The 24890-nt window shown below is 58.7% G+C and carries 18 protein-coding genes and 1 pseudogene; 11 read left to right on the top strand and 8 right to left on the bottom strand.

Going from position 1 to position 24890, the window contains the following annotated elements:
- Positions 1 to 40 precede the first annotated feature (40 nt).
- Positions 41 to 283: pseudogene (locus tag BRA1417_RS46080) on the top strand (transposase); the annotation flags it as partial.
- A 216-nt stretch (positions 284 to 499) separates the two neighbouring features.
- Positions 500 to 2056: an ISL3 family transposase gene (locus BRA1417_RS0137225; RefSeq protein WP_027520101.1), complete on the top strand. Its 1557-nt coding sequence runs from the start codon at positions 500 to 502 to the stop codon at positions 2054 to 2056.
- Positions 2057 to 2931: 875 nt separating this feature from the next.
- Here BRA1417_RS0137225 and BRA1417_RS0137240 read toward each other — a convergent pair.
- Together BRA1417_RS0137240 and BRA1417_RS0137245 are read right to left on the bottom strand one after the other, a co-directional pair.
- Positions 2932 to 3423: a hypothetical protein gene (locus BRA1417_RS0137240; protein WP_156949094.1), complete on the bottom strand. Its 492-nt coding sequence runs from the start codon at positions 3421 to 3423 to the stop codon at positions 2932 to 2934.
- A gap of 83 nt (positions 3424 to 3506) precedes the next feature.
- On the bottom strand, positions 3507 to 3860 hold the full coding sequence (locus tag BRA1417_RS0137245; protein WP_027520158.1) for a phasin family protein: 354 nt from the start codon (positions 3858 to 3860) through the stop codon (positions 3507 to 3509).
- Between the two features lie 2090 nt (positions 3861 to 5950).
- Between BRA1417_RS0137245 and BRA1417_RS0137255 the strand changes: the two genes are divergently transcribed.
- The 4 genes from BRA1417_RS0137255 to BRA1417_RS44555 all read left to right on the top strand — a co-directional run bounded on the left by BRA1417_RS0137255 (position 5951) and on the right by BRA1417_RS44555 (position 10898).
- Positions 5951 to 6310 (top strand): hypothetical protein, encoded by a 360-nt coding sequence (locus BRA1417_RS0137255; protein ID WP_027520159.1) that lies wholly within the window; start codon positions 5951 to 5953, stop codon positions 6308 to 6310.
- 2 nt (positions 6311 to 6312) lie between these two features.
- Positions 6313 to 6552 carry a hypothetical protein gene (locus BRA1417_RS45220; RefSeq protein WP_027520160.1) on the top strand — a complete coding sequence of 80 codons (240 nt, stop codon included), beginning with the start codon at positions 6313 to 6315 and terminating at the stop codon, positions 6550 to 6552.
- 3009 nt (positions 6553 to 9561) lie between these two features.
- Complete coding sequence (locus BRA1417_RS0137285; protein WP_156949095.1) at positions 9562 to 9930, top strand: hypothetical protein; 369 nt, start codon at positions 9562 to 9564, stop codon at positions 9928 to 9930.
- A 461-nt stretch (positions 9931 to 10391) separates the two neighbouring features.
- Positions 10392 to 10898, top strand: coding sequence for a hypothetical protein (locus tag BRA1417_RS44555; RefSeq protein ID WP_156949096.1), 507 nt, complete (start codon positions 10392 to 10394; stop codon positions 10896 to 10898).
- 640 nt (positions 10899 to 11538) lie between these two features.
- On the opposite strand, the gene ltrA is transcribed toward BRA1417_RS44555, so the two are convergent.
- The 3 genes from ltrA to BRA1417_RS46085 all read right to left on the bottom strand — a co-directional run bounded on the left by ltrA (position 11539) and on the right by BRA1417_RS46085 (position 15368).
- A complete protein-coding gene (gene ltrA / locus BRA1417_RS0137290; RefSeq protein WP_027520163.1) occupies positions 11539 to 12948 on the bottom strand; it encodes a group II intron reverse transcriptase/maturase in 1410 nt (469 codons plus the stop codon).
- A gap of 458 nt (positions 12949 to 13406) precedes the next feature.
- A complete protein-coding gene (locus tag BRA1417_RS0137295; RefSeq protein WP_027520164.1) occupies positions 13407 to 14606 on the bottom strand; it encodes an IS256 family transposase in 1200 nt (399 codons plus the stop codon).
- 627 nt (positions 14607 to 15233) lie between these two features.
- The gene (locus tag BRA1417_RS46085) at positions 15234 to 15368 is read right to left on the bottom strand and encodes a hypothetical protein (protein WP_256379220.1); all 135 of its coding nucleotides are present in this window, start codon (positions 15366 to 15368) and stop codon (positions 15234 to 15236) included.
- A 576-nt stretch (positions 15369 to 15944) separates the two neighbouring features.
- Here BRA1417_RS46085 and BRA1417_RS0137300 point away from each other — a divergent pair.
- The 4 genes from BRA1417_RS0137300 to BRA1417_RS41510 all read left to right on the top strand — a co-directional run bounded on the left by BRA1417_RS0137300 (position 15945) and on the right by BRA1417_RS41510 (position 18135).
- On the top strand, positions 15945 to 16262 hold the full coding sequence (locus tag BRA1417_RS0137300; protein ID WP_156949097.1) for a PilZ domain-containing protein: 318 nt from the start codon (positions 15945 to 15947) through the stop codon (positions 16260 to 16262).
- 68 nt (positions 16263 to 16330) lie between these two features.
- Positions 16331 to 16489 carry a hypothetical protein gene (locus BRA1417_RS44560; protein WP_156949098.1) on the top strand — a complete coding sequence of 53 codons (159 nt, stop codon included), beginning with the start codon at positions 16331 to 16333 and terminating at the stop codon, positions 16487 to 16489.
- Positions 16490 to 16987: 498 nt separating this feature from the next.
- Positions 16988 to 17611 carry a response regulator transcription factor gene (locus BRA1417_RS43450; RefSeq protein ID WP_084462544.1) on the top strand — a complete coding sequence of 208 codons (624 nt, stop codon included), beginning with the start codon at positions 16988 to 16990 and terminating at the stop codon, positions 17609 to 17611.
- 224 nt (positions 17612 to 17835) lie between these two features.
- On the top strand, positions 17836 to 18135 hold the full coding sequence (locus BRA1417_RS41510) for a lipocalin-like domain-containing protein (protein ID WP_156949099.1): 300 nt from the start codon (positions 17836 to 17838) through the stop codon (positions 18133 to 18135).
- 331 nt (positions 18136 to 18466) lie between these two features.
- On the opposite strand, the gene BRA1417_RS45170 is transcribed toward BRA1417_RS41510, so the two are convergent.
- The gene (locus BRA1417_RS45170) at positions 18467 to 19006 is read right to left on the bottom strand and encodes a hypothetical protein (protein ID WP_198034901.1); all 540 of its coding nucleotides are present in this window, start codon (positions 19004 to 19006) and stop codon (positions 18467 to 18469) included.
- 2958 nt (positions 19007 to 21964) lie between these two features.
- On the opposite strand from BRA1417_RS45170, the gene BRA1417_RS0137330 reads away from it, so the two are divergent.
- Positions 21965 to 22147 carry a hypothetical protein gene (locus tag BRA1417_RS0137330; RefSeq protein WP_027520166.1) on the top strand — a complete coding sequence of 61 codons (183 nt, stop codon included), beginning with the start codon at positions 21965 to 21967 and terminating at the stop codon, positions 22145 to 22147.
- A 261-nt stretch (positions 22148 to 22408) separates the two neighbouring features.
- Here BRA1417_RS0137330 and BRA1417_RS0137335 read toward each other — a convergent pair whose 3' ends face one another.
- Both BRA1417_RS0137335 and BRA1417_RS43465 read right to left on the bottom strand, forming a co-directional pair.
- Positions 22409 to 22612, bottom strand: coding sequence for a cold-shock protein (locus BRA1417_RS0137335; RefSeq protein ID WP_027520167.1), 204 nt, complete (start codon positions 22610 to 22612; stop codon positions 22409 to 22411).
- 1549 nt (positions 22613 to 24161) lie between these two features.
- Positions 24162 to 24362 carry a hypothetical protein gene (locus tag BRA1417_RS43465; RefSeq protein ID WP_198034942.1) on the bottom strand — a complete coding sequence of 67 codons (201 nt, stop codon included), beginning with the start codon at positions 24360 to 24362 and terminating at the stop codon, positions 24162 to 24164.
- Between the last annotated feature and the right edge of the window lie 528 nt (positions 24363 to 24890).

A 24890-nucleotide genomic window follows, 5' to 3' on the forward strand; every position in this document is an offset into this window, starting at 1 on the left:
CCTGCTGTTCCACGCGGCTTCCGAGGCGATGACGATCATCGCCGCAAATCCCGGGCATCTCGGCGCACGTATCCGTGCCACTGCGGTGCTGCATACCTCGGGTTCGGCGATGATCCACCATCCGCACATCCACATGATCGTGCCGGTTGGGCATCGGCGCAAAATTAAACAATCGTCGAAATATGGAAAAAGTGAATGCCGTGGCCGCGCTGGCCGCGCTCTCCCGGGAGAATCGCCTCTAGCTCGGATATCTCGCACTATCTTGGCACAAGCGCTCAATTGAGCCGACAGTTTTCCTGCGTTGCAACGGACACACGCTGCCGTGCCGCCGAGAAGCGCGAGACGAGTCGGGGATTTCAGGCAGCAAAAAAGGGTCTCCGGTGGGCCTTTGAACTTTGAACGGTCCCGGGTGGTTGTCATTCGGCCTGCAATATTGGCTCTGACTCATTTCTGATGAAGTTCGCCGGCGACTGTGGTTCTTCAACGGAGAATCGGCGCCATGCGGACAGGCTTTCGAATTTCATCGCTAGTACCGAGTGGTTTGGTCTTTGATGGCGTAAGTGATTCAGAGGATTCGGTTATTCTGGCTGTTCGGTCAGAGGCTGCGGAGGCCCAGTGCCCTTTGTGCGCGACACTATCGCGCCGAGTCCATAGCCGCTACATCCGGCACGTGGCCGATTTGCCATCAGCGGGCAGAAAGGTGCGCCTCCGATTACTCACGCGGCGCTTCACATGCGAGGTGCCGCATTGCCGCCGGCGGATCTTCGCGGAGCGGTTCGGAGAAGACGTCGTTCCGCTTCGACGGCGTCGGACGGCACGGCTCGAACACATCGTCCATCACCTGGGGTTGGCGCTCGGCGGCCGGCCGGCAGCAAGCTTCGCCAAGCGGCTCATGCTGCCTGTCAGCAACGATACCTTGCTGCGGGTGGTCCGCCGGCGGGCGGCGATGCCGATGGATCCCTTGCTTGTTGTGGGTATTGATGACTGGGCGTTCCGGAGAAATCGTCGGTACGGGACCATCGTGTGCGATTTGGAGCGTCGGCGGATCGTTGCCTTGCTACCCGACCGGGAAATGGCGACCGTTCAGGCGTGGCTGTCGAAGCACCCGGGCATCAACATTGTGTCGCGAGATCGCGGTGGTGGATATGGCGAGGCAGCAGCCAAGGCGCTGCCGAACGCCATCCAGGTCGCCGACCGCTGGCATCTGATGGAAAACGCGAGCGCGGCCTTCCTTGAAGCGGTGCGCCGTTCGATGAGCAAAATCCGAGCCGCAATCGGGGCGACGACGATCGATCTTAAACTGCTGACCTGCGCGGAAAAGCTTCGCTATCAGGGTTATCTGCGGCGCCAGGACAGCCATGCCGCAATCGCGGCTCTTGTCAGCGACGGTGTGCCGCTCAAGGAGATCGTCCGCCGCACAGGACATAGTCGCAATCTGGTTCGCCAAATTAGTCGCGGCGGCGGTACGGATATCTTCCGCACCCGTCAAAGCACCCTGGATGGGCACCTGCCGTTCCTGGACGCGCAGTGGTCAGGCGGCTGTCGTAACGGTGCCGAACTCTGGCGCCGTTTGAGAGGGCAAGGCTTTAAGGGATCGCTGCGCGTGGTGGCGGAATGGGCCACGCGACGGCGACGCGCCGAGACCATCAGCCGTCAACAATTGCAGAGGGTCCCCGCCGCCCGGACTATAGTGCAGTTGATGACGATGAAGCGGGACCACCTAACCAAGGCCGAGACCGTCACGGTTGCCGCTATTGAACAAAGCGTCCCTATGCTGGCCGATGCCAACGCTCTCGTTGGCCGCTTCCACGCGATGATCCGAAAGAGGGCCGAGATCGAGCTCGAACCTTGGATAGATGAATCCAAGCGGAGCCTCATTGGCTCGTTCGCGAATGGGATCGCCAACGACAAGGGCGCGGTGCACGCGGCTATCACGCAACCGTGGTCCAATGGCCAAGTGGAAGCTCAGATCACCAAGCTCAAGCTGGTCAAGCGGCAGATGTACGGGCGCGCTAAGCTCGATCTCCTTCAGGCTAGGCTGATTGGCGCGCCATAAAAACAAACACGATCATCGAATATGCGTCAGAGCCCAAATTTGACCCCGCATTGCCTCATCCAGAATGTTACTGGACAACTTCTCGCCGACCACCTGCCGTTGCAGAATGACCCGGGCATGCCGCAGTTTTTCGAGGAGGTTAGCCAGTTCCTAAATGGTGTGGTTTGAGCAAACGACGCGGCGCTTGGGACGTAACCACGCTTCGGCCGTTTGGAACGGTCAGCAAGCGTAAGACATGCAGGCTGCACAATATCTCGCCTCCTGATCGATACTCGCAGAGGTTTGCAATGGGGTCCTCGTATTTCGGAGCCCACAAGCGATTAGCAGAATGCGCTGGGCTGTTCGCCTTGGTAGGCCTGCCTCTCAGTTCTCCGGCTATAGCCGATGTGTATCCAGTGACGGGGATCTGGGTCACTCTCGATCCCAACTTCCCTATCGGAGTCGATGAAGCTTGCTTCACCGTCCGACTGTCTGGCGTCGAAGCGGTAGGTCGGCATTTGATAGCTGAAATGCTTATATTCAATGGGGACAAGCGGTACGACGTCACGCCGAGTACGCAGCTAGTCAGCTCACTTTCCTCCGCTAAGCCTGCACCGAAAGGTTATTGGATTACTGAAACACCCGATGCTAGGAGGCGGCTCTGGTTTACTCGAAAGATCACCTATCTTCTGACGATTGTTAATCCCACGACGATTGAGATTGGGAAAAACTCGCACAAAACAAAATTTGTGAGATGCGGACCAGGCAAACTGCCAACTTGACAAACGATCAATGCACTGCGCAAGGGGGGCAGCGTGTTCGAGGTTGTCCGCAACATGGGCACCTCCGTCGAAATCATTCAGGAGTACCATGGAAGGCGACAGCTGCCGCTTTCGCTACGCAGTTGGGGGATTAATTTTGGAGGGGCTTGCTACGTAAAGTTCGAGGAGCGTCTCCGACTGTTCCTTGAACAACACTCCGCCTTCTCTAAAAAATTCAGCTGTTATGGCGAGAAGATCCTGAGGGGACTTAGCCCCAGCAAACAGTCCGACAAAGTGCCATAGGAATCTCGTATTTCGTTCTGCCATCTCCAACAGCTGTTTTTGTTGAGACCAGGGGAATGCAGAGCCAATTGCGAAGGCTTCGGGAACGTCTCTAGGGAAGGAAACAAGAGTCTGCGTTTCAGTCGAAACAACTTCATGAGACCCCTCTGCCGCAACTTGTTCAGGAATGTTTGCGACCTCAATCAGCGGGTCAACAGTCTCCACCTCGGCAGAAGCGACCTTGGGGGCTTCGATGTTCAGGTCAACCGGCTTGACATCTTCTTCAGAAGATTTCGAAAGAGCGGTAGAGCTCTTCAACTTTCGATCTTTGGTTCGCTTGCTCATCTGACAGCTCACTTATCGGTGCAGTCTCCTCGGAGGCCACACGGCTTGCCTTCGACTAGATAGCGACTCGAAACACGAGCTAATTATACATCGTTCTGCGACGCTGATTTGCTGGACGGCAACATTCCGCTGCCAAGTTCCTTTATCGGATCTTGTGCGATGGAGAACTGGGCTTTTAGATACTCGCTCTGCAGCCGCATGAACTCATTCACGTCGGATGCATGGATCAGTTTTCGTGTATGCTCCAAGGCGGCTTTCATGTTCTGCTCTGTGATCGACAGAGTTTTCTTCGAGAAGTCTTTGGCGGGAGCGGGGACCATCTCGACTGACTTCGCTGCGGCATCCAGAAAGGCGGCAATAGCCTTCTCCGCCTGATCAACGCTGTTTTCAGCCATTTCCTTGACTTGAGACCGAACTTGGATACCTAGGTCAGACATGAGAAATCCTTACTTGGGGCAATCAGATCCGGTGCAGCCGAGCAGTCTAACAAGGCCAAGCTGAGGCAGGGATCGGACCACTTCAGTGCTGCGGTCCTAAGATTCCGTTGTTGGTATTCCCGAGATCTTGCACGGCCTTGTTCATCGTTCTGTCGTTTGCGTACCTGCTGGCTGGCGATGAACTACCGTTGCTCCCGTTGGTAGCGGGCAGAACTGGGAATTCGGTTTCCAGTCGTGCCATGACTAAGGGCGTTGCTCGTGTTTGGCCCGGGTGAGCCAGCCGTACCGTTCACGGTCCCACCGCTCGAGCTGGATCCCGCAGCCGTGTTGCCAGAGCCGGTTGCTCCGCTCGAAGAACCAGCACCACTTCACCCTCCCCCTCCGCTGCCCTGCGGAAAACTTAAGGTGCTAGTGCAGGTGAGAGCTCCTGCAATGAGAAGAGCGGTCACTTTCATGGCAGTTCTCCGGGATTCGATCCCATAAAGCTCCGAACGTCTCGTCTCGTTCCATTCGAAGGTTTGGCCGATCGCCTCGGTTCCTGAGCCGAAGCGGGGGAACCATCTGCGCGATGTTCTATTGTCCTTCGGGCAGGGAAGCTGAGGAGCTTTCAATGAATGGGATCATTTATATTGTCGGCTTGATCGTTGTGATCGGGATCGTTCTGTCGTTCTTCGGCCTGCGCTAGTCAGCACTGTGCGGCACCATCGAGTGCAAAGCAGTATTGTCGGCGTCGGACGAGGTTCACCTATTGCTTTATTGGCCCGTCCACGCATTAGACGGCGCGTCCATTTTTGCGAGACTTTGCCGCCGTATTCAACAGCTAAAGCCGTACCCTTCGCCTTTTTCGCTTGTTGTGCCGCTCACACTTGTTGAACCGCTGAAATTTATTGCAGTTCTTGTGGCAGGGAGTGGCCACACAATCTGGACGACGGTTACAAAGATTAGAACGTTGCAATCTCGGCGGTCAGCTCGGCAGAAGGTCGTCGGTGACATCGGAAAAAATTTGTAACGATCTGGCTGCGGCACTTCTGTGCCGTCAATGCGGTATGCAAGAGCGTGGCCGACACTGCCCGTTCAAGTAAATGAAACACGAGAATACGGTCGTCCCAGCTTTACGTTTCGACGTTCTCGCCGTGGGCGGCGACGATCTTCGCGGCCTGCCACTGCATCTGCGAAGATAAATTTGCAGCGCCTGCTGGCGCGCCGGCCGGACGGGATCACCGTGGCGCCCTTTGAGCGGGGCGAGATTGGTCCCGATCTTTACCGGCCGCCTGCGGCATGGGCTTGAAGGGCTTGGTCTCAAAGCACCGCGATCGGCCTGACCGGGGCGCCGACAGAAGCATTGGGTAAGGTGAAGAATAGGCAACACCCCGCCATGAATCGCGAACTGTAGCCGCACGCCCTCTTTAACTTCCTCGCGAATCAGATTCGTATGGCCTGAGGCGCAGGGGGGTGGAGATGAAGTTCATTTTCACGGAAGCTGGCGGCAATAAGCCAGTTCGGAAGTGCGATCTTTGCTTACAGCCGATGAGGTATTTGGGCGAACATGCGAGATCTTGGCTGTTCAGGTGCGAGGATTGCGCGCTTGTCAGCACAGACAATATTCATCCTCCGCAAGCCGCCTTGGAAGGATCTCCTCGCTCGCCGCATGCTATCTGACGGTTCGCCGCGCGAGGCGTGGCATTTAAGTCTCAAGTCTTCCGCATCGCGCAGGAATGACGTCAGGCGATGTTGCCTAGTCTAACCGCCCCCTGTTAGCTGCAGCGGCCGAGCATCCATTGCCCTGGGGTTGCAGGAAGACCATGGCGCCCGGCCGCCTGGTCGCAGAGCGGCTGCGACCAGGCACCATATAACCGCGAGTCGCTAAAACATTCGCCTTCTTCCTCGAGTGACACATTAAAATTCTGCATAAAAAGCCGGCCTCGCGGATCGGCAAGCGTGCGCCGCGATACGCTGCGGGTAGGGCTGGGAACGGCGTGCTCACTGCGCCGTTGGCTGAGTCGCTGGTGCCCAAGCCGGCGGAGCGGCCCCGGTCATACCGGCCACCCCTTCGAAGCCGGGGCCGTCTCTCCCTGTTCCGGAGTAAGCGTATGCGTTCCTCGCCCTCGATCGTGCCGCTCGATCGCCTCGATCGCGATATCTATCTCGTCTTGGAAGATTTCGGAGCGCGCGCGGGCTGCGCCTGGCGGGAGACGGACGAGCAGGATACCGACTTCGAGACGCTCATCCGCGATCTGCTTTCTGGCCAATACGCCTATCCGGTCCGCATCGTCGCGTTCAATGCCATCGAGGGTTGGTCTCGCGATGCGACCAGCGAGGTCGCGGACGAGCTGGCTGAGCGCGACGTAGGCGACCCCGAGATGGCGCCGGCGCTGCGTGCCTTCATAGAAGCGAATGCCAGCCGACCGTTTGCCATCCAACTGGCGCTGCCGCTGCGCGGAGCCCCTTGACCATGGCGCATCTGCCCCCCGCCGAGAGGATCGAGCAGAGCTATGACCTTGCCATGATAGCGCTGGCCGATTGTCTCACGCAGGAGCGCGATGCAGCAGCGACGGTCGACCGGCTGATCCGCATTCTCGACCGCGACAGTCTCCGCGAGGCAATTACGGAGGTCCTCGTCAATGCTCGCGTTCATCCTAGGATCCCGGCGCGACCACGACTGTATGGATCTACGACCAGGGCGAGGACCTGAAGGTGTTCGCCAATGAGGAAGCCGCGCGGGCCTGGATTGACGAAAACGATCCGGATGGCGTCGCGTTTGAGTACGAGGTGGCCGGCGTGAACCGTGGCATAGAAAGCGGCCGCCGCTGAAGGTCCTCAAAACAAGGCAGCCCCGGCGTGCCTAGGAGCCCGGGGCCATAACCTCAGCTTCCGGTGCGGCCGGTCGTTCGGTTACGGGAGTTAAGTTAAAAGGAGTTCGGCAGAGCCGCTTTGAGATTGCTCAATGACGACGGAACCTTGGACGGGCGTTCAGTTCGTGTGTTTCCGGAAGCCCGCCGGTCGAGCAAGGCGCTGTCATCAACCTGTGGCATAATCATTGCATAGTCGAACACGGAGTGGGATTTCAGTGCCCGGTCTGAGACAAGAGCGCTGCCGGGGGGACCTTCATTTCGAGCCCGGCGGCGCTCTTTCTTATGCTGTTTAAGCGTTTGAAACCGCGCCAACATGGCGAGGCAACGACTGCACTCCGAAGTTGGCGCGGATCAAGTCCGCACGTCCGCGTCGATATCAACCCGCTGCTGGATCTCGCCCAACTGCGCCCCCGACTTCAAATTTCATCTCAAATCTATGAACTAGTTCACAATTGCTTCTATTCGCGGGGGCGCAAAACTCCAGCTTCAGCGGAGCAATTAAATCATGAGCTATTCAAATGGAAAGCGCGTTCCGCGGCGCATTGTGATTGCCTGTTTGCTCGTCCTATCTGGAACAGCCTTGGTGATCGTGGCGCCCTCCTATCTGAACTTCCGAACCCACACTGCGTCGGACATGGCGTGCGCCGCTGATGGCTACTGCTGACGGATCGGCAGTCCATCACGATCATCGCCAGCGTCGGGCACGACGATATTAGGTCACCTGGAAAATCTCGCTGTAGTGGCGAATATGCGCGAAGGTCCTGCCCGGCGCCTCGGCCTCAGCTTCACCCATCCGGATGCAAACTCTGCACTTGGAACTAGAACGCGGCGCCTGATGGCTCCAAGTGCAGGAATCCCCTTCAGAGCACCCCATGTGGAAAAAGGAAAGGGAATCAGAATGCGCGCACTGATGATCGCATGTATCGTCTCCGCCTCCATCGGCGCTGCTAGGGCCGCTGACACCACGGCAGACAAGACAAAGCAAAAAGACAAGTGCAGCCACATGCTCATGGACGGGCAGTTGGTCGATCTACCCGTTGACGCGAGCGTTTGCGTCCGCTCGCCTGCGCCATACACGAACGAATACGCACTGCTTCACTGCTATCCGCCCCTTCAAGAGGTCGAGCTCGTAAAGCACGGTGATTCCCGCTGTCTTGGAAAGTACGAAAATCGCGAGCGCAAAAATAGGTGACGCAAACCAATCTGTTCGCTCTGGTCCGAGTCAGGCCCAGAAACGTTTCAGAGTGGTTACGCCGCACCAACCGGGTGCCGTGAGGACCGGCGCCGGCGCACGTGGCATCAGCGATTGAGAGCGTGCGGAATTTGATAACGCTCTAGCCGTTCGATGCCCTTCTGAATCTCGCGCTGCGAGAGCCAAAGCTCAAACAAGAAGAGCGAGCCAGCAAGCGCAGCTAAGCCGATACTGAGCCTCATCATTGCGATAAAATGCTCCGCTCGTCTCCAAGGTTCCCTCCAACTTTCGGAGCAAAAACCGGAAACTCAGCGGATCTCATTCACTTAATGATGATGCGAGGTCGTCGCGCAGTGCTCGCGGAGCAGCGCTAATGCTACGGTCTTGCGTGCGGAGCGCTGCAAGAGGACCGTGCCCGAGGCGAACATTCGTCGGGCTCCGGTGTCCTATAGGCACCCGGAGTGACATCCTGGACTACCGGGACGAACTCCAAAGGCTGGCGACCGTGGAGCAGCTGGAAAGTCTCACCACAAAGGATCAGGGGCAAGCTCGATGAGCTCCGCGCCGTGACGGTTACGCGACGACGTCAGCAAGCCTGCTTTTCGTTACTGGTCCGTCGTGAAGCGATGGCACTAGCGGATCATCCGAACCATTTCGCCCCAAACAACACGAAGGTAAGTCATTAGGGGAGTACGGATCTCTGAACTAAAGACAGCTCGCGGGGCTGGTTCAAGCGTTTAAAGGGGCAATTAACCTACTGGGTTGTTAGGTGATTTCAACATCCGCCGGCGACGTGACCATGAGCCACAGTCTCGTCCCACCAGAGATAAAGCAGGAGGTGATTAGAAACTCGCCTGGCGGTGCTCCAGCTAAGTATCGCGACGCCGCTTCAAAGGAGTCAAAAGGGCCAGCAGCATCCCAGATCTCGCCTCCGAGTTGCTGGCTAATCATGATCTCACGTCTTCGTTTCATAGCTTCTGACACTCACGCCCTACGCTAGTCTGCGAACAGGAAAGATCAGGTAAATCGGAATGAGAGGCTACTTTGATGCAATTTGCGCATCAGATGCAGTCTCGACCTAAGCTACATTGTCCGGACACGTGATTTGGCTGATGCTTCGAAGCTCAGCCCCATGCATTTTGATCGGATCAAGCCGCCGCATGGAAACAACACGCTGCCTCGATATCTAGAGAAGCGGTTCGGCTCATGTCCGAACTGAACATTCCGATCATCCCGACAAATTTCACGGTCTGGTTTACATATGTTCTCGGTCGCTCTCCTGCCCTGCGCAAGACGATTGTTGAAGCGAGAACCCCTGTCGCCGATTTCTAAGCTGACGAAGAGATCAGTAGGTTCGTTGCGACAGAAGGCGCTGAAGCTCGGGATCGGGCTCGGTCATCAGCGGTAGACTTTGCTTCTGATTACATTCGGCAACAGAGAGAGACCTAGCCGAAAGCTAGAAATTGCCACTCATCACACTCCGGCCCCTTTCGCTCAGCGATCGCCCCAGTCGCTCCGGGTGGAACCTTATAGTCGCTTGCGCTTTGGTTCCACCAGCGTGCATAAGTACAGGCGAACGATGTTCAGGTGGTCCAACTCGCCTAACCGAAAGATCCGCGACGACCGGAGATACCTGGAGACGAGAGCTCGTCGCCTCTTGCAGAGTTATCTAACGTCGAGTGAATTGCACAAGCAGCAATACTACCAGGTGATCGCCGGGGCGGCTGCTGCGTGTCAGGCCGGAGTTTCTGATCCGAGCTTAGAAAATGAGACGCTCGCCGAGTTGGCTGCGGAGGCGGCCATGAAAGTTGTAAAAATCCGTGTTCCGGAAGCAAAGGATGAGCACGATCACTCGGCTGTACTGATTACGGATGCCTACGCAACGGTGGCCATTGCATACCGCCGTGCTGCTGCCGCCTACACAGCTGACAAAGAAATGGAGCAACTAGGGACCGCCGCTGTGCATCTGGTCACGATAGCGAATTCATTTATGAATGCTGAATCGGAGCAGCCAACGACGCACTGATGCGCCGTTCAGTTCCCTCTCTCCCCACGTAACCTTGCGCAAAGCGTTTCTCCTAAGCTGCTCGTAAGGGCTTGCTTGTATCGTTGTCGCCAACAAGAAAGGGTGGGCGGCATGTCGATTGCATTTCGGGTCTTTGTCCTTGTGGTCTGTGCTTACGCCGGTTGGGAAACCCCAAGCATCCAGTTCGGCGAATTTCGAGAGCCTCAGCAGCAAGGGCGTTCTCCAACCGGATAAACCAAGAATGAACAAACCAAAGCTTCACGTCGAAAGTCCGCAACCCCGCCAAGTACAGCGATGCTGAAGATCGAGATCTACGATGCAGCATCGAAGTCACGGACGCCGGCGAGATAGCTACCTCTGCACCGCAGCATGCGTAATAACCATGTTCTCCGTTTTAATCTATCTTTAGCTTTCTGCTAACAATCCCGGTCTCAAGGTCGTCGCCAAAACGGAGGCGTCCTATGCCTTTCATGAGATACTTTGGATTTGTCGGCAGTGCTCTCGTCCTATTGCTGATCGGAGTCGGCTGGTGCTTCCCGCAACAGCCAACAGAACCGATTACCAGTGACACAGAGCGGCCGGCAATCAGGATCACTTCACTCGAGCCGTTACCTGAGCGGGTAGTAATCGACACCAGTTTGCCGACTACTGAGGTGCCGCCGAGCATCAGTGCCGCTCCATCGATAACCACGAGCAAATCCGCTAATCAGGGACCGCAGAGCGCATCTGCTGAATTCGACGTTAGCCCTATCCCAGCAGTTCCAAGGTCAGTTGGCGAGGCCTCCAAGACGAAGCATATCGCAAAACGTCAACCTGCGGAAAAAGTCGCCAAGCATCGAGCAGCGCAGCCGTTGAATATTGTGCCCGCACCAATGGCAGGGGTGCACGGTACGGCGCCTGATACGAGGATGTCGTTGCTGGACACGCTGAAGGAGCGATTGGGGCAAACGCTTTTCAGCTTCAACTGAAGACCGAGCGACCTCAGTTACCAGAAAGTCTCGGGACTTATCTCAAGCCTTTTACCCTCGATGCAATCCAGGCAAGCTTGGTCTGAATGAACCGAAGAAGTCCGGCGCTCGCCCGTCCCCTCGGTCGGCGGCCCCGCCCATATTGAGCGATAGATCCCTGGGCAAAGCTCATCCTCGCTCGCTGACGGGAAAAGCAGGCCACGCTGAGGCCGTTAGATATGTTGTCGCTGTTCGAGCGTCATTGATTCAGCCCAGTTCGGGCCGAGGGCGACGTGACGTTTCGCTGCTGCGAGACAAAGTTGGCTTCCCTGATGGGAGGCACCCCACAGCACGCCGATCTCCGTTCTGTCGAAGGTCCGATCATGCGATTAAGCCTCGCCCGCGGCGGCCGCGCTGTCTGGTCGGGCGAGTTTTAATGTTGGGGGCTTGTTTCGGGGCAGCAAAGAAGAAGCCTTTCTACGCAGGAGGGAAACATGAAAAAATTCACCCTCAGAGTAAGTCGACAGGGTCTTTTGGCGGCTTGCGTTGCTGCCGGTATTCTGGCGGATCGTGGTCGAGTAGCTCAGCCATTTGGCTTTCGCCCTCACAGATCCGGGCGGGCGGCTTTCCCGCACCCGGCTCTTCCCGAGGGTAACCCGCGTCATATCCGAGCCTGCGCCCAAGTGCGTGTGATGCGTGGAACGGGCAGACGGAAGCGTGCCGTCAGGGCCTCGAACTCCGACCAGCCCATGCGCCGACTTTTCTGACTGCGCCGTCTCAGACAGCGCAGCCAAGTCCGACGCACTTCGCGGTAGAAGCCGTTGAGCGCTGGATAATTGTGCGGCCTGCCATAGTAGCCGTAGTGTCCACGCAGCACTGCGGCGAACCACTCGTGCTGGGTGGCCAACGACTCGTGCATGAGCCGCCAGGCTTCCTGGCGCAACGCCGTCAGCTTGCGCGTCAGGCGTTTCCCTTCCGTCTTGTGCTTCACGATAAACCGGCCGTCCCGGGTCCGCCCGCAATAGTGGGTGAAGCCGAGGAAGGCGAAGGTCTCGGGTCGCCGCTCGCCGCGCCGCTGACGCGAGAGGGCCGCAAACCGACCGAACTCGATCAACCGCGTCTTGCCCTCATGAAGCATCAGGCCAAAGCTGGCCAGCCGCGCCTTGAGCGCCAAGAGCATCTCCTGCGCATCCGCCTTGCTCTCGAAGCCCATGACGAAGTCGTCCGCATAGCGCACGACCACAACGCGACCGCGTGCGCAGCGACGGCGCCATTGATGGGTCCAGAGATCGAGGATGTAGTGCAGAAAGATGTTGGCGAGGAGCGGACTGATGCCCGCCCCCTGCGGGGTACCCCTGTCCGTTTCTTGCTTCTCGCCGCTCTCAAGAACGCCGGCCCGCAGCCACAGCTCTATCAGCCGCAATATGCGAGGATCGGCGATCCTGTGCGCCACCATCCGCAACAGCCACTCGTGGTCGACCGAGTCGAAGAAGCTGCGTATGTCGGCATCGAGCACCCAGTTGACGCGCTGGCTCATGATCGCCGTGTGCAAGGCATCAAGCGCCATATGAGGATTCCGCCCCGGCCGGAAGCCGTAGGAGAACCCGAGGAAGTCGACCTCGTAGACGGCGCTCAACACCTCGGCCACCGCGCTTTGGACGATCTTGTCCTCTAACGTCGGCACACCGAGAGGCCGCTTACCGCCATCGGCTTTGGGGATGTAGACTCGCCGCACCGGCTGTGGCCGGTAGCGACCCGTGTGGACCCGTCCGCAGAGCTCGCGGATGTTATCCGTGAGCCTCTCTTCGTACTTCGCCACCGTTACCCCATCGACCCCCGCGCTGGCCTGCCGCTTTTGTCGTCGAAACGCCCGAAGCAGAGAGTCCTCGTCGACATGGTGCAGCAAGGCCGTGAACCGGGTTTGGGCAGCCTGCTTGGCCGCCACGTTCACCCGCTCGAGGTTCGGCGGCAAGGCAACCCGGCTCTGTGTCCGGACCTTGGCCTTCTCGCGCGGGCTCCCCTCGGGCTGGCCCCTTCCCTCCATACGTCTCGTTTCCTTCGACGACTTCATAGGTACTATGGGCCAGTCCGACTCCCGACCTCAGCTCGGACCGCGGCTCTGGCAGTGCCTTGCCGCTGTCCCCCACTGGAGACCGATCCAGTGGACCCGGTCGGGCCTCTCATGTTCCGATGATTGCCTTCCATGCGTGATGCGGCCATCGACCCCGACGGAGCGGCATCGTCTCGCATAACGACAATGCTCATGCTGCCTTCGTGCTTAGGGAACACACTCGGCCTCCGCGAACATCCACCTTTCGAGGCTCGTTCCCGCACCCCGCATGGCTCCTGTCTACACTTCAGACCTCGCGTTGCCGCGACGCCCGCAAGACTCGGTCCCGGCTTGCCTGCTACGGCTTTGGCCGGATGGGACTTGCACCCACAAGCACTCATCAGCTTGGCATGACGTACTCCCGTGGCGTGGTGTAGCTGGCGGTGGATCACCGCGTTCGCCGGCGAGAGCCGGGCTGGTCAGCTGGCGATAGCCGTGAGGCTGACGCTCGGATCATCGCTCAACGGCGCGATGGTTTCCAGTGTCATGTAACGGGCACGCTGGACCGCCCATTCATCGTTCTGTTCGAGCAGGATCGCGCCGATGAGGCGGACGATGGCATCCTCGTTGGGGAAGATGCCGACCACCTCGGTGCGCCGCTTGATCTCGCCGTTGAGGCGTTCGATCGGGTTGGTGGAGTGCAGCTTGGTCCGATGCTGCGGCGGGAAGGTCATGTAGGCCAGCACGTCGGCCTCGGCCTCGTCGAGGAAGCCGGCCAGCTTCGGCAGCTTTGGCCGGAGCTGGTCGGCGACCTTGCGCCACTGGGTTCGCGCGGCCTCGGCATCGTCCTGTGCGAATGCTGTGGCAATGAAGGCGGAGACGACACGCCGTCCGCTCTTGCCGGCATGCGCCAACGCGTTGCGCATGAAGTGGACGCGGCAGCGCTGCCAGCTGGCATTGAGCACCTTGGCAACAGTGGCCTTGATGCCTTCGTGGGCGTCGGAGACGACCAGCTTGACGCCACGCAGGCCGCGGCGGGCGAGCTTGCGCAGGAACGCGGTCCAGAACGTCTCGGCCTCGGACGGGCCGATGTCCATGCCCAGCACCTCGCGCCGACCGTCGCTGTTGACGCCGACCGCGACAATCACCGCGACCGAGACGATGCGGCCCTGCTGGCGCACCTTCACGTAAGTGGCGTCGATCCACAGATACGGCCAGTCGCCTTCAATCGGGCGGGCGAGAAAGGCCTTCACCTTGTCGTCGATCTCGGCGCAGAGCCGGCTGACCTGGCTCTTGGAGATGCCGGTCATGCCCATGGCCTGCACCAGATCGTCCACCGAACGGGTCGAGACGCCCTGCACATAGGCTTCCTGAACCACGGCGGTGAGCGCCTTCTCGGCCATGCGGCGCGGCTCGAGGAAGCCCGGGAAGTAGGAGCCCTTGCGCAGCTTGGGAATGCGCAGCTCGACCGCACCGGCGCGGGTCTCCCAGGTCCGGTCGCGGTAGCCGTTGCGCTGGGCCAGACGCTCGGGGTTCTTCTCGCCATAGGCCGCCCCGGTCTGGCCTTCCACTTCCAGCTCCATCAGCCTTTGGGCCGCAAAGCCGATCATCTCGCGCAAGAGATCGGCGTCAGGGGTCTTCTCCACGAGCGTGCGCAGGTTCATCATGTCGGCGGTCATCGGTGGTTCCTCTGGTTGCGTTGGCGTATCGCAACCCGATCCTACCGGAGAACTGCCGGTGACCACCGCAAAGCCGCCCGCCCGCTACGGCGCTATTTCGAGGCGCGCGTCCGGGCGGCTTTGCTCTACCGAGCTACACCACTACCGGGGACACGACCTTCTGGCGCTCTCCAATACGGCCGCTTCGGCAGCCATCGCTTGCAGAGGTGACGTTTGCTGGCATGTTCATACGGGCTCCGCATACCCGCCGCCGCCGACAATTGTCATCCATCCTGACTATTGGAGGCCGCCGACTCCGACCGTCGTTATTCGCGAGCACTGGCGTCCGGTCGAGCGCTTCACCCGAGAGTACATCGTTCGGGACTATGGCGAGCTCGACGATCGAGAATGGTAGTCAGCTCGCAGAACGGACGCCGGAACACCTGCCGTACGTTGCATCGAGCTAGCTCCCGACCATCCCCGCCAGGGTCGGGAGCAAGCGTTCCGAAAAGCTGGCGAGTTCGCTCTCAAGCTGAGCTCGTTTCCGGCCGTAGCGGGACAAAACGGCCGACCGGACGCAGCCGATCGGAAACACGCAGTCTAGCTTCTCCGCGGGAGTTAAGGACCGACCGCGTCGCAAACAACTATCTAAAATCCAAACGCATGACGTATTTGCCGCAGCATAGCCATCGCCGCATCGGTGTACCGACCGTGAGTTAGGTATTGATCCACCTGCGCTGTACTGATCAGCGCAACGACTGCGACCATGAAGCCCTTAAACATTGGGCCTCTCCTACAAGAGACCGCCAACCGGGCGCGTCGAAGTAATAGACTATTTTCAGAATGCCCTGCCGCATATGGCGGCCTGTACGTAATGGTGACACTGACCAGTAACCAAGCCCTTAACCGGGCCGCAAACCGATGCTTTGCTCAATTTCGATAGCGTTCTCTATGCAACTTGCATAGCGCAATACCGGCTGCTCACAATCGGATAAACCTTTCTTAAGCGCTTCGGGGTGAAACTTTGAACACGGACATTCTAGGAAGGGTCGCCCTGGCGCATGGCTGTCATGGCAGCGCTGGTCCGAGTGGGCCTGTGCCGTCCCTCGCGTGTAGCTGTATTTTTCGTAATCGCTTTTTGATCAACGTTTCGACGAACCAACATCAGAATGGCCGACCTGCAAACGATTTGTGACGACGTCGTCATTACTGCGATTTCAGCGGGCGTTAGCAGGGGAGATCTGAGACAAGTCCCTTGTGCCAGAGACTGCCTGACATTTTTGGCGACCTTATTCAGGCCGCACGCAGGGAGGCGGCGCACCTATTTCGAAGCAAATGATTTGGATTGGGGGATAGCAGATAATGAGAGACAATCGACAAGCGAACCGTGTTCGCTTTGAGCACAAGCATATCGTCAGCATCATGGGTGTCGATGGGACATGGCGGCGAACCTGCATTCTTCTCGACGCCTCTGGAAGCGGTGCCAAACTTGAGGTCGAGGGTTCAATCGAGCCCCTGAAGGCGCAGGAATTCTTTCTGGTCCTATCCTCCACTGGTCTGGCATTTCGGCGCTGCGAGCTGATTTGGGTCGATGGGGCTCAGGTCGGCGTTCAGTTTGTCATCGGAAAGGCAAAGGGCAAGGCGATTGCAGAGAAGCGTCTCGTCGGTTCGCAATGAGACAAGTTCGGATTAAGCCATGATCGGCTCCGAGGAGCGATAGGTCTGTTGTCGGGACACGTTTCGAGATGAGCGAGCTGGGGATCATTCAATTCCCAGATTTAGCCCACAAGACCGGTACGGTTGTCGAAGTCAGCAATCGCACCACCGGCCTGACGGTGCTGTTCGATGGTGCCGCAAGACCGACCGTCCTAGACCAAATCTATATAGCTCTTCTGTCCGAGTAGCCGGTTCGCCTTCTCTGACTTTCGTTCCGAGCCGACAATCCCGATGCTCGTCCGTACTCGCAGTTGGGCCAACGGCGACTTCAACCCGTAAATTCCCCCCAAGCGCCGCACCATGAAAACACCAAAGCCAAAACAATGGACGGACCGCGAGGCCCAGCAATTGTCCAAGCTGGCGCGGACGGGAGCTGGCGTATCGAAGATTGCAGCCGAGCTCGGCCGTCACGCAGGGTCAGTGAGGCGAATGGCGCGAGCGATGGGGATACTGTTGAAGAAGTAGCCGTCGATATCCGGTTCGACCGCCAACATCGGCCGAAGAGCGGATGGGCTCCGAGGTCGCAGATGGGCCAAGCGACCTCGCAACCTGATGGAGGACACCACCGATTGAGCCGTCTGCCCGGTAGATTTCGCTGAGTGTTCGCGACCGACTAGGGCCTCTTTGATTTGGATCAAGGGTCGGCTAACACCTTGGGCACACCCTACATCGGGCTGGATACGGATATGGCACCGAAATCGGCGATCGTGATCGTGCTCGATGACGATGCGTCATTCCTGAAGGGCGTGGCGCGGCTGTTGGCGCTCGATGGCATCGAGGCCGGGACGTTCAGTTCAGCGGAGGCTTTGATTGAGAGCGGGCGCGCGCAGACGGCTACCTGTTTGTTGCTTGACATCAACCTCGGCGGAATTTCGGGGATCGAGCTGTATCGCCGACTTACGGCATCGGGATCGAAGTGTCCTGTCATCTTCATGACGGCGAACGACGACGTAGCCACGCGCCACGAGGCGGTGGACGGAACTGCTCAATGTATCCCGCTGGCAGGTCCCTTTGAGATCGCGCGCGTTGCAGCTTCAAGACGGGCCGCGATCTCGCTCATCCGGCGCGCCAGATCTTGGAGCGTTGTTGGCTGTACTGGGCCGGCGACCCTTGGGGAATTCAGCTCCGTTTGCAGGTGCTTGAACTCTGCTTTGCACCGCTCCAGCTCGGCGAGAAGCATTGCGAGATCATCCATTTGGCCGAATGCGCCTCATTCCGGTGAGCTGGGGCCGTCGTACCAGATCAGGGGCAGGCGCGGCACTTGGGAAATTTACGGGTGGGCCGACCCGCTCTCCGCCGCAGGTCGATGATCCCGAGACACACATCTGGGTAGGAGATCAGCCGGCATTCCTGCTGGGTTGGCGGTTGGCGCGTGGGTACTGCGGCTAGTCTGTGTCTGTGGGTGGACCCGCTGTCCAGGTTAGATCGGCGTGGCATCGTGGGGTTTTCTTCGCCGATTTTGACCCGAAGCTCACGCCAACCTTGATCTCACGTGACCGTAGTTGCACAATTTGATCTTGTCGTGGACGACATAATGAACAAAGCCATTATTGCTATCGGGCTTGGGCTTGCCCTGTCGGTCGCAGCATTCGCGCAACAGAACTCGGCTAAGGAACAGCTTGTTGGTGCGTGGACGCTAGTCGCTGTTACCAGTGAAATGGACGACGGCCAAAAAGGCGAACCCTTCGGTCCTTCCCCAAAGGGCGTGATGATTTTCTCAGAGGACGGCCATTTCTCGCTTTTCCAATCGCGCGCGGAAATTCCAAAGATTGCGGCAGCACCTACGCGAACGTCGCCGCCATTCCCAATCAGAAAAGAACGATTACTTTGCTAAACTCCGACGAACTAAAATTCGACAATCCCCGAACTCCAAACGGTATGACGCTGCGAACCACTTGGAAGCGCGCAGCGGCGCCGCAGTAGAATTTGAACGGTGGCAATCGCACCCGACATAACGCCACTTTGTAAAAAACCGGAAAAACAACCGGCTGGTTCTCGTCAAATGGTGTCAGAGCGTTGGGCACCAGACGAAAATCGGCCCCGACCAACACGGGGGGCTGGCGGTCGGGGGCCGTCCATTCCAGTGCGCCACAGGCGGCGGTCGTGGGCACACGCGCTGACGTTCGCGTAGCGACAACCCGGTACACCAACTGGCGCGCGCTCTTTCAGGCCGCACCGTGTGGATTGACAACCGTATAGCCACGCAACGATCGCGCGTGCATCCTCGTCGCGTGTCCGCCTGAGTTGGCGTCATACGCCATCCAAATGTCGCCTCCGAGATGCTGTTCTAATACGAAGACGTGCCCACGGCGTGCCGCGACCATTCCGGGCGACGGCGACGTACGCGGAAAGCGTAGCCAGTTGGCTGCGAGGTTTAATTCAGGCACCACACGACCAAACACGCGCAGCGCTGCGCCACAACCACAGAATGCCGCCGGGCAGCCGGGCGGCCGACCCCCGACGATCCGGCTCTCAGCAGGGACACTCATCGCCAAGCTGTTGGCTGCGGTTACCACGAGTTGTTTGGGACGATACGCCTGCAGTGAATACTGCGAAATTCGTTCGCCGCGCGGCTGCGCGGACGAGAAGTCACATGGCATGATCACGTTGCATTCGGGCGCGTGGCCGATGCGGTAGGGTCTTGCTTCCGAACAGATCGAGCTGAGGACAACGAAGAAACACGCAGAAAATACTTGCTTGAACATTGCAGGGCTCCAAAATGAGGTCCTGCCCCGAGTACCAAGCAACAAACAACAATTTGGCCGAAAAGCGGCCAAGGTAACAGCGATCGCGGTCCAATCTCGTCAACCCTCACGGCCAGACGTTGCGACGCTATTGATTAACTCGCAGAGAGAGAGAGCCTTGCACTCGTCCGACTGTCAAGTCTGCTCCGGGGTGACCACCGGCAACGCTCGGATCGAGCATATACTTTCCGCTTCGCGCCCCTGAGCGGCTGCAGGTGTAGATGGAGCCCTAACAAAAGGCCCCGACGCATTCCACGTCGGTCCCTTAAGATGGTCGAGCCGGTTACATCCGCCGTGGCCTCTGATGCTTGATGAGTCGATTACCGCCCACGATCTAGTGCAGAGCGTGGCACAGCGTCCGCAATGAGCAAGGCCGTTTGAACAGTCGTCATAACACGTGCCTCGATGTTAATGCCACGAGGCTCCCGCACCTGGACTGGTTGCTTGGGCAACGATTAAAAGTCGAACCGCTCGTTCCTGCGCGCCATGAAGATTTTGGAAGCCACGAGCCGCGGCGAAATGTCAATTCATGATCGTAAGCAGATCCGAACCAACCCGCCGTAGCTCTCGCTTTTCGCGACCGGTCAGTCCGAGCTCTCACGCACCAGCCGGGCAATTCTGCGAGGACCATCCCACACCTCTACGGCAGGGTACGTATCAAGAAATTTCTCTGCTCGCGTTCTGGCGTCTTCATCCGTCGGACTGTCGATTTGATAAACCGCCCGAGCAACGCCGGATAAATCGACCACATACGCAACGTACCGCATGGCAGTTCCCAAGTGCCGGAAGCTACAATACGACTCCGCCAACTGTGGCGGCCTTCGTTTCATCTTACTTTCGAACCTTTGACGAACGCCGGCTGGTCATCGAGATTTGCTCTTGGACAACCTGCCGCGCCTCCACCTCGCCTGTTGGCTTAGGAGGGCAGGAACTCTCTTTCGGGGGTTCTCTTGCCAGCCATCGCAGCATTCTAGAACAATTTACGAGGCTCCCAAGATCGACCTATGGCTTAGGAACCAACCGGCGCCGACGGACCCGAATACCCGTTTCGGTTGGAGTTCGTTCCGCAATGGGGACCGGGGCGCCCCCTTCCCCCGGTTTCAGAGAGCCATGCTTGCGCAGGGGTCGAGGCCGTTCCGCGCGACGAGCGCTGCATTCACAAGATCCTCCGGCATCCGTTCTTCAGGGGCTTGCGCGAGGATCTGTAATGGCGCGCCTCACCCCCGCCGAAAATGGTTCGCTACAGAGGAAGTGGCGCAGGCTTGGATTGATGAGAACGATCGGGAGGGCGTCGGCTTCGAGTACGAGGTGATCGGCGCGCCCGCGTGACCTTCATTGGCAAGCCATGTCGCAGAGCCAGCGCGCGGCCGCCCGGCGGATAGGATCGAGAGAACAACCTCTCGCGCCAATTGTGCCGAAACATACAGCCAGCCAGGGCGCGCGCGAAGGCTGCGGCGAGGTCATCCGAGGTTCAGGAAGGAACGTCTAAGGTTGCTCAGCGGGGATGGGCTCCGCCGGAGTAGCATGGATGAAATACAAACTTACACTTGCCGCAATAACCGTTCTCTGTGGGGCGGCATTCTCAACTGCAACGGCATCGGCAATGCCCGTTGCTCCGCTGGGACAATCAAACATCGCGAACGTTGAGAGGGTAGCTCTGGTTTGCGGCCGGCACGAATGCGTCCGAACTCGCCCGGTCTATCGTCCTGCCTATCGCCGCGCGTAGTCGTCGTTCGTCGGCCTTATGCCCATCGGTACTATCGGCGCTACTGATCAGAGGTTTCGTTCACGTAAACTGGAAAACGCATCCGTCAAAACGGCAAGCAGACACAGGCTCCGCTCGATCCGGAGAGGGCGGCGGGATGGGCGAAATCCTTCGCTTGCGCGAGCAGATCAAGAAGGCGGTCGCCAAGCGCAAGAAGAAGATCAGACGGGTCCACTGAATGCCCTGAAGGAATGGACGCTGCAGCAGCCAGTCGCCTAGACCACGACCATGCACCGCGAACTAAAAGAGATACTGATTGGATCGACCGCCATGGGCAATCATTCGTTGGCCGGCATTCGCAGATATCGTTGACGGTATCCTTGGATTTTATCGGGCAACCCTTTTCGCATTCGGCGTCATGCTGGGCTCTGGTCGCTGAACGCCTTCCAGAGAGAACCCGCTCCGGATAGAGGCTTCCCTGACCTTAGCCGCCGACCCGGACCTTCGATTGGTCTCAGAGCGCAGCCTTACATGCGGCCAGAGCGGTGATAATGAATAGGCCGCAGCCGCAACGAACCGCGGCGAGAGGTTGGGTCACCGGTTTGAAAGACTCACCCGATCCGTAGATTTAGGCGAGCGCGGCTAAAGTCTGAGAACCGTCTCTGCCAGCATGCTCACCTCACACCGCGCACAATTGCGTTGCGGAAGAGCGCGCCTGAAGCACTGACGAAATTGCGAGTTGCGGACCGCACCTTGGAGGGATGATCAACAGGTCCTTGAGCGCCATAACTTAGATTCTTTTTCCGCAAGCTGCCGCCATACGATATCCGCACTGGCCATGTTCAATCTTCAAGAGGCTGGTACTTCTATCCAAATGGTTGTGCCGGAAAACTAGAGCCCCCGTTGGGAAGCCCCCCGAGCTGGGGCCTTTCTCTTGTAATGGTGCCGAGTCTTCGGCTCAGACGGCCACCTTGAAACTCAAACGGCCCCACGAGGGGGCCGCCAACCCGCTGATCGGGTTTTCCTCCAGCAGTCGGGGGGCGACCTGTCTGGCTGGGGGCCTCAGACAGACGCGCTGCCAAGCAGATCGTTCCACTTACGTTTGACTACGGAGCCCCACACCGGGGGACGTACGATCGGACGTCGACCTTAATTGCCGTTGTGCTCACCCTAAAGTTGGGATTGGATCATCGCTTTCGGGATTTTTTAATCCGATGGCCGTGCATTTGATTGTGGCGAAACTCCTCAGAGACGAGCTTGCCTTGCGCGGTATCCGATCGCTGACCATCGGCGAATCAGAGGCGATTGCTACCCGCATATTCGAAAGGATTACCGAACTTGAGCTGGAGCTCGCTGCCCGGGACTTCAACTCCACAAGTCCGGACAAACCGACCTGACGAGCGGGTGATGGGCCAGCAGGGGCTTGTCTCGAAGCGCCGCGAACAAGGCCTTACCGCAGTAATTGGCACGCAAAAACCCGCCGGCTCGGGAGCCGGCGGAGTTTGATTGCGATTGTTGGCGATCGGCGGGCACCGATCACTGGATCGAGCTAGCAGAGTCGCCGGCCGAGCGCGAGGCAGCAGGCTTTGATTTTTGACGCTACGAAGCAGGGCTCAGTTGCGCACCGCCTTACCTTGAAGCGCCTGCGCTCCATATGGCTAGGCGACTCTCAGATTTTCAGCGGACATTTTGCCCTTGTTGCTCATTTCCTCGTAGCTCACCCTCGCACCCTCGCTGAGCGTGCTCAGTCCCGCCCTTTCGACGGCCGAGATGTGAACGAAAACATCCTTGCCGCCATTGTCGGGCTGGATGAAGCCGTAACCTTTGGTCGGGTTGAACCACTTTACAGTACCTATCGCCACGCACGTCTCTCCTAAAAAATGAAAACGTCCCAGCTTGCCAGAAGCTGATCACAACGAAAAGAGGCCGGCGGCCCTCGTCCGCACCACGGAAGCTGTTGCGCGAGCGCAACGTCTTCCATGTTCCGCTTTGGAACAGATGTTTTGAGACTCAACCCGCAAACCCAGTTCTGGAATCATCACGCTACCCGCGGCTGGCAGTGATCATTCCGTAAGCACTCAATTTTCCCGGAAAAATAGAGCCGCAGGACCGTGAAAGATCCTGCGGCCCTTTCCATCTCGGCGGCACATCGAGTGTCTTAAAGGAGCGGAGAACGCAGAGTATCGTAGGCCTCCGGTGGAGGCTTACGATACTAAGAACGCATGGCGGATGCTGAGGCTCGACGCAGTCGATATGTGCTTCCGGTCATGGCGCCATGGCGGCTAACGGTCGCGGCAATGCAAGCGTGTTGATGCGCATCCTGTTGGCAGTGAACGACGCTGAGAGATCGGTTCGCGTCTTGCGCTTGACGTTGGTCACGCCGTCTTTGATGCGCCTTCCATGTCCTTGGCGATGATTCGACAGCAATCTTCCGCATCGCCCTTGCGCCTATGTCGACTGCGCTTCGAACTGCACTGCGCATTCCGCGAACAGACAACTCTCTTGCCCACTGTTCCAGCTTGCTCGCATTAACAGTCACGTTGATCTGCGTCGTTTCGCCTTTGCTAACCTATTAGTTAGTTGACGACTACACGCGATGTGCTAACAGCCGCGCTCAAATCACGTTAATGGAAGCGATCAGTGAGAACAGCGAAGACGAAGAAGATCAAGACGCGTGCTCGCCGCGAATGGACTGCGACTGACCTAAAAGCGCTGAAGGGTCATTCGAAGCAACGGACACCCGTGGTGAAGATATCCAAGCAGATGAAGCGCACCGTTGGCGCCCTTCGTCAGAAAGCCTTGGTGCTGGGCATTGGCTTGGGGCATCAACGCTAACTGCTTTCGGGCGGGTCCCCCTTCGTCGGCTCGCGCCGGTTTGGCATCATGGCGGCGGCGCGGTCGCACTCTCGAGATGCGCGCACCGCGAGGCGTGGGAAGAGCCCAATTGTCGCAAGGCGGTCAGTGAAGAGGTACCTCCTCCTAGATTGAACATATTCACTTGCGTCAATGCGCGGCTTTCGATTCTGGTGGATGATACGGTCAAGCCTGCGGCCGCCAATTTCCGGCAGGCTTCTGGCCCCAGCGCGCGCGCCCCCCTGCTAGGAACCTGCCGCTGGGGCCTTCTCACGCTTGCTGTTTCAGCTCGCACGTTGGCACCGCAAGGACACCTGATTACATCGGTCGCGTGACCAGCACCAAGATCCGCAAGCACGAGGCCGTGCCCGACACCGGCAGTTTCGAGGTGTATTTCGACGACGGGCGGCCGGGCATTTTCGTCTATTGGGACGACGTGCCGAGCCGCCGGCTACCCCCCCCCAAATCTCGACCCGCGCGCCGCCCTGGAAGAGGCGCGGCAGATCGGGCGGCGCGAGCGGGACAAGCTGCTCGATCAATAGAGCAGTGGAGGCAGCATCACCCTGAGGGAGAATTGGTATTGCTCGGGCCGGTCAATGTGCGATGAACTCGCTCGGCCTGCTCCCTTGTCAAATTGGCCGCAAAGCCCACTTCGGCGCCGATCAGTGCCGGGCCCTTGCGCTCCCGGTCGTAGACCATCCAACCTTTTCCACCTGCGCGAATAACAAATCTGCTCTGCGACGGCACATGGTCATTCACGATCAACGTCCCCGGTTTGCACACAGCGCGCAGAGAACCCCCGGGCGTGCCGCATTCGGATCTGAGCATCGTCGCGACTCACCTGACGGTTCTCGCATCAGAAGTTGAACGCGCAATCGCGGACAGTGTGAAGCGCATCTGATGAAGGCGGGCTGGCGCGGCACAGCTGCGGGAGAGCCTCCGGGTCGCTTCGTCTCTCACCAGAGCGTCAGCCGATCCAATTGACCAGCTAAACCCCGCAAAGAAAGCTTGGTGTTCGGGAATGTTGGCCGCTGAGCAAAGTGTCTTGTACTCTGCTTGGCAAAATCCCTGTATTAGGCGGCCGTAATCATGTGGCTCCAATTAGTGAAATTCCTGATAGCTGATTGCAATCACACGTGATGACGCGTGAAGCGGCTGGCCCGCTGCGGGTCGCACTCCATAAAGGCCGGCGATGCCCAACCCCAAGGCTAGCGGGGGAGCGGCTCCGGGGCGTGGCTACTTCGACCCGGCTCCCGGATTTGCAGGCGCGGCGGATGGCGCAGTTGC

This window comes from Bradyrhizobium sp. WSM1417, assembly GCF_000515415.1.
Classification (GTDB): Bacteria; Pseudomonadota; Alphaproteobacteria; order Rhizobiales; family Xanthobacteraceae; genus Bradyrhizobium.

What these genes read in the sequence shown, in the direction of transcription:
- BRA1417_RS0137225 (WP_027520101.1), top strand. Translation starts at nt 500, where the DNA reads ATGCGGACAGGCTTTCGAATTTCATCGCTAGTACCGAGTGGTTTGGTC.
- BRA1417_RS0137240 (WP_156949094.1), bottom strand. Translation starts at nt 3,423, where the DNA reads ATGAGCAAGCGAACCAAAGATCGAAAGTTGAAGAGCTCTACCGCTCTT.
- BRA1417_RS0137245 (WP_027520158.1), bottom strand. Translation starts at nt 3,860, where the DNA reads ATGTCTGACCTAGGTATCCAAGTTCGGTCTCAAGTCAAGGAAATGGCT.
- BRA1417_RS0137255 (WP_027520159.1), top strand. Translation starts at nt 5,951, where the DNA reads ATGCGTTCCTCGCCCTCGATCGTGCCGCTCGATCGCCTCGATCGCGAT.
- BRA1417_RS45220 (WP_027520160.1), top strand. Translation starts at nt 6,313, where the DNA reads ATGGCGCATCTGCCCCCCGCCGAGAGGATCGAGCAGAGCTATGACCTT.
- BRA1417_RS44555 (WP_156949096.1), top strand. Translation starts at nt 10,392, where the DNA reads ATGCCTTTCATGAGATACTTTGGATTTGTCGGCAGTGCTCTCGTCCTA.
- ltrA (WP_027520163.1), bottom strand. Translation starts at nt 12,948, where the DNA reads ATGAAGTCGTCGAAGGAAACGAGACGTATGGAGGGAAGGGGCCAGCCC.
- BRA1417_RS0137295 (WP_027520164.1), bottom strand. Translation starts at nt 14,606, where the DNA reads ATGACCGCCGACATGATGAACCTGCGCACGCTCGTGGAGAAGACCCCT.
- BRA1417_RS46085 (WP_256379220.1), bottom strand. Translation starts at nt 15,368, where the DNA reads ATGTTTAAGGGCTTCATGGTCGCAGTCGTTGCGCTGATCAGTACAGCG.
- BRA1417_RS44560 (WP_156949098.1), top strand. Translation starts at nt 16,331, where the DNA reads ATGAGCGAGCTGGGGATCATTCAATTCCCAGATTTAGCCCACAAGACC.
- BRA1417_RS43450 (WP_084462544.1), top strand. Translation starts at nt 16,988, where the DNA reads ATGGCACCGAAATCGGCGATCGTGATCGTGCTCGATGACGATGCGTCA.
- BRA1417_RS41510 (WP_156949099.1), top strand. Translation starts at nt 17,836, where the DNA reads ATGAACAAAGCCATTATTGCTATCGGGCTTGGGCTTGCCCTGTCGGTC.
- BRA1417_RS45170 (WP_198034901.1), bottom strand. Translation starts at nt 19,006, where the DNA reads ATGTTCAAGCAAGTATTTTCTGCGTGTTTCTTCGTTGTCCTCAGCTCG.
- BRA1417_RS0137330 (WP_027520166.1), top strand. Translation starts at nt 21,965, where the DNA reads ATGGCCGTGCATTTGATTGTGGCGAAACTCCTCAGAGACGAGCTTGCC.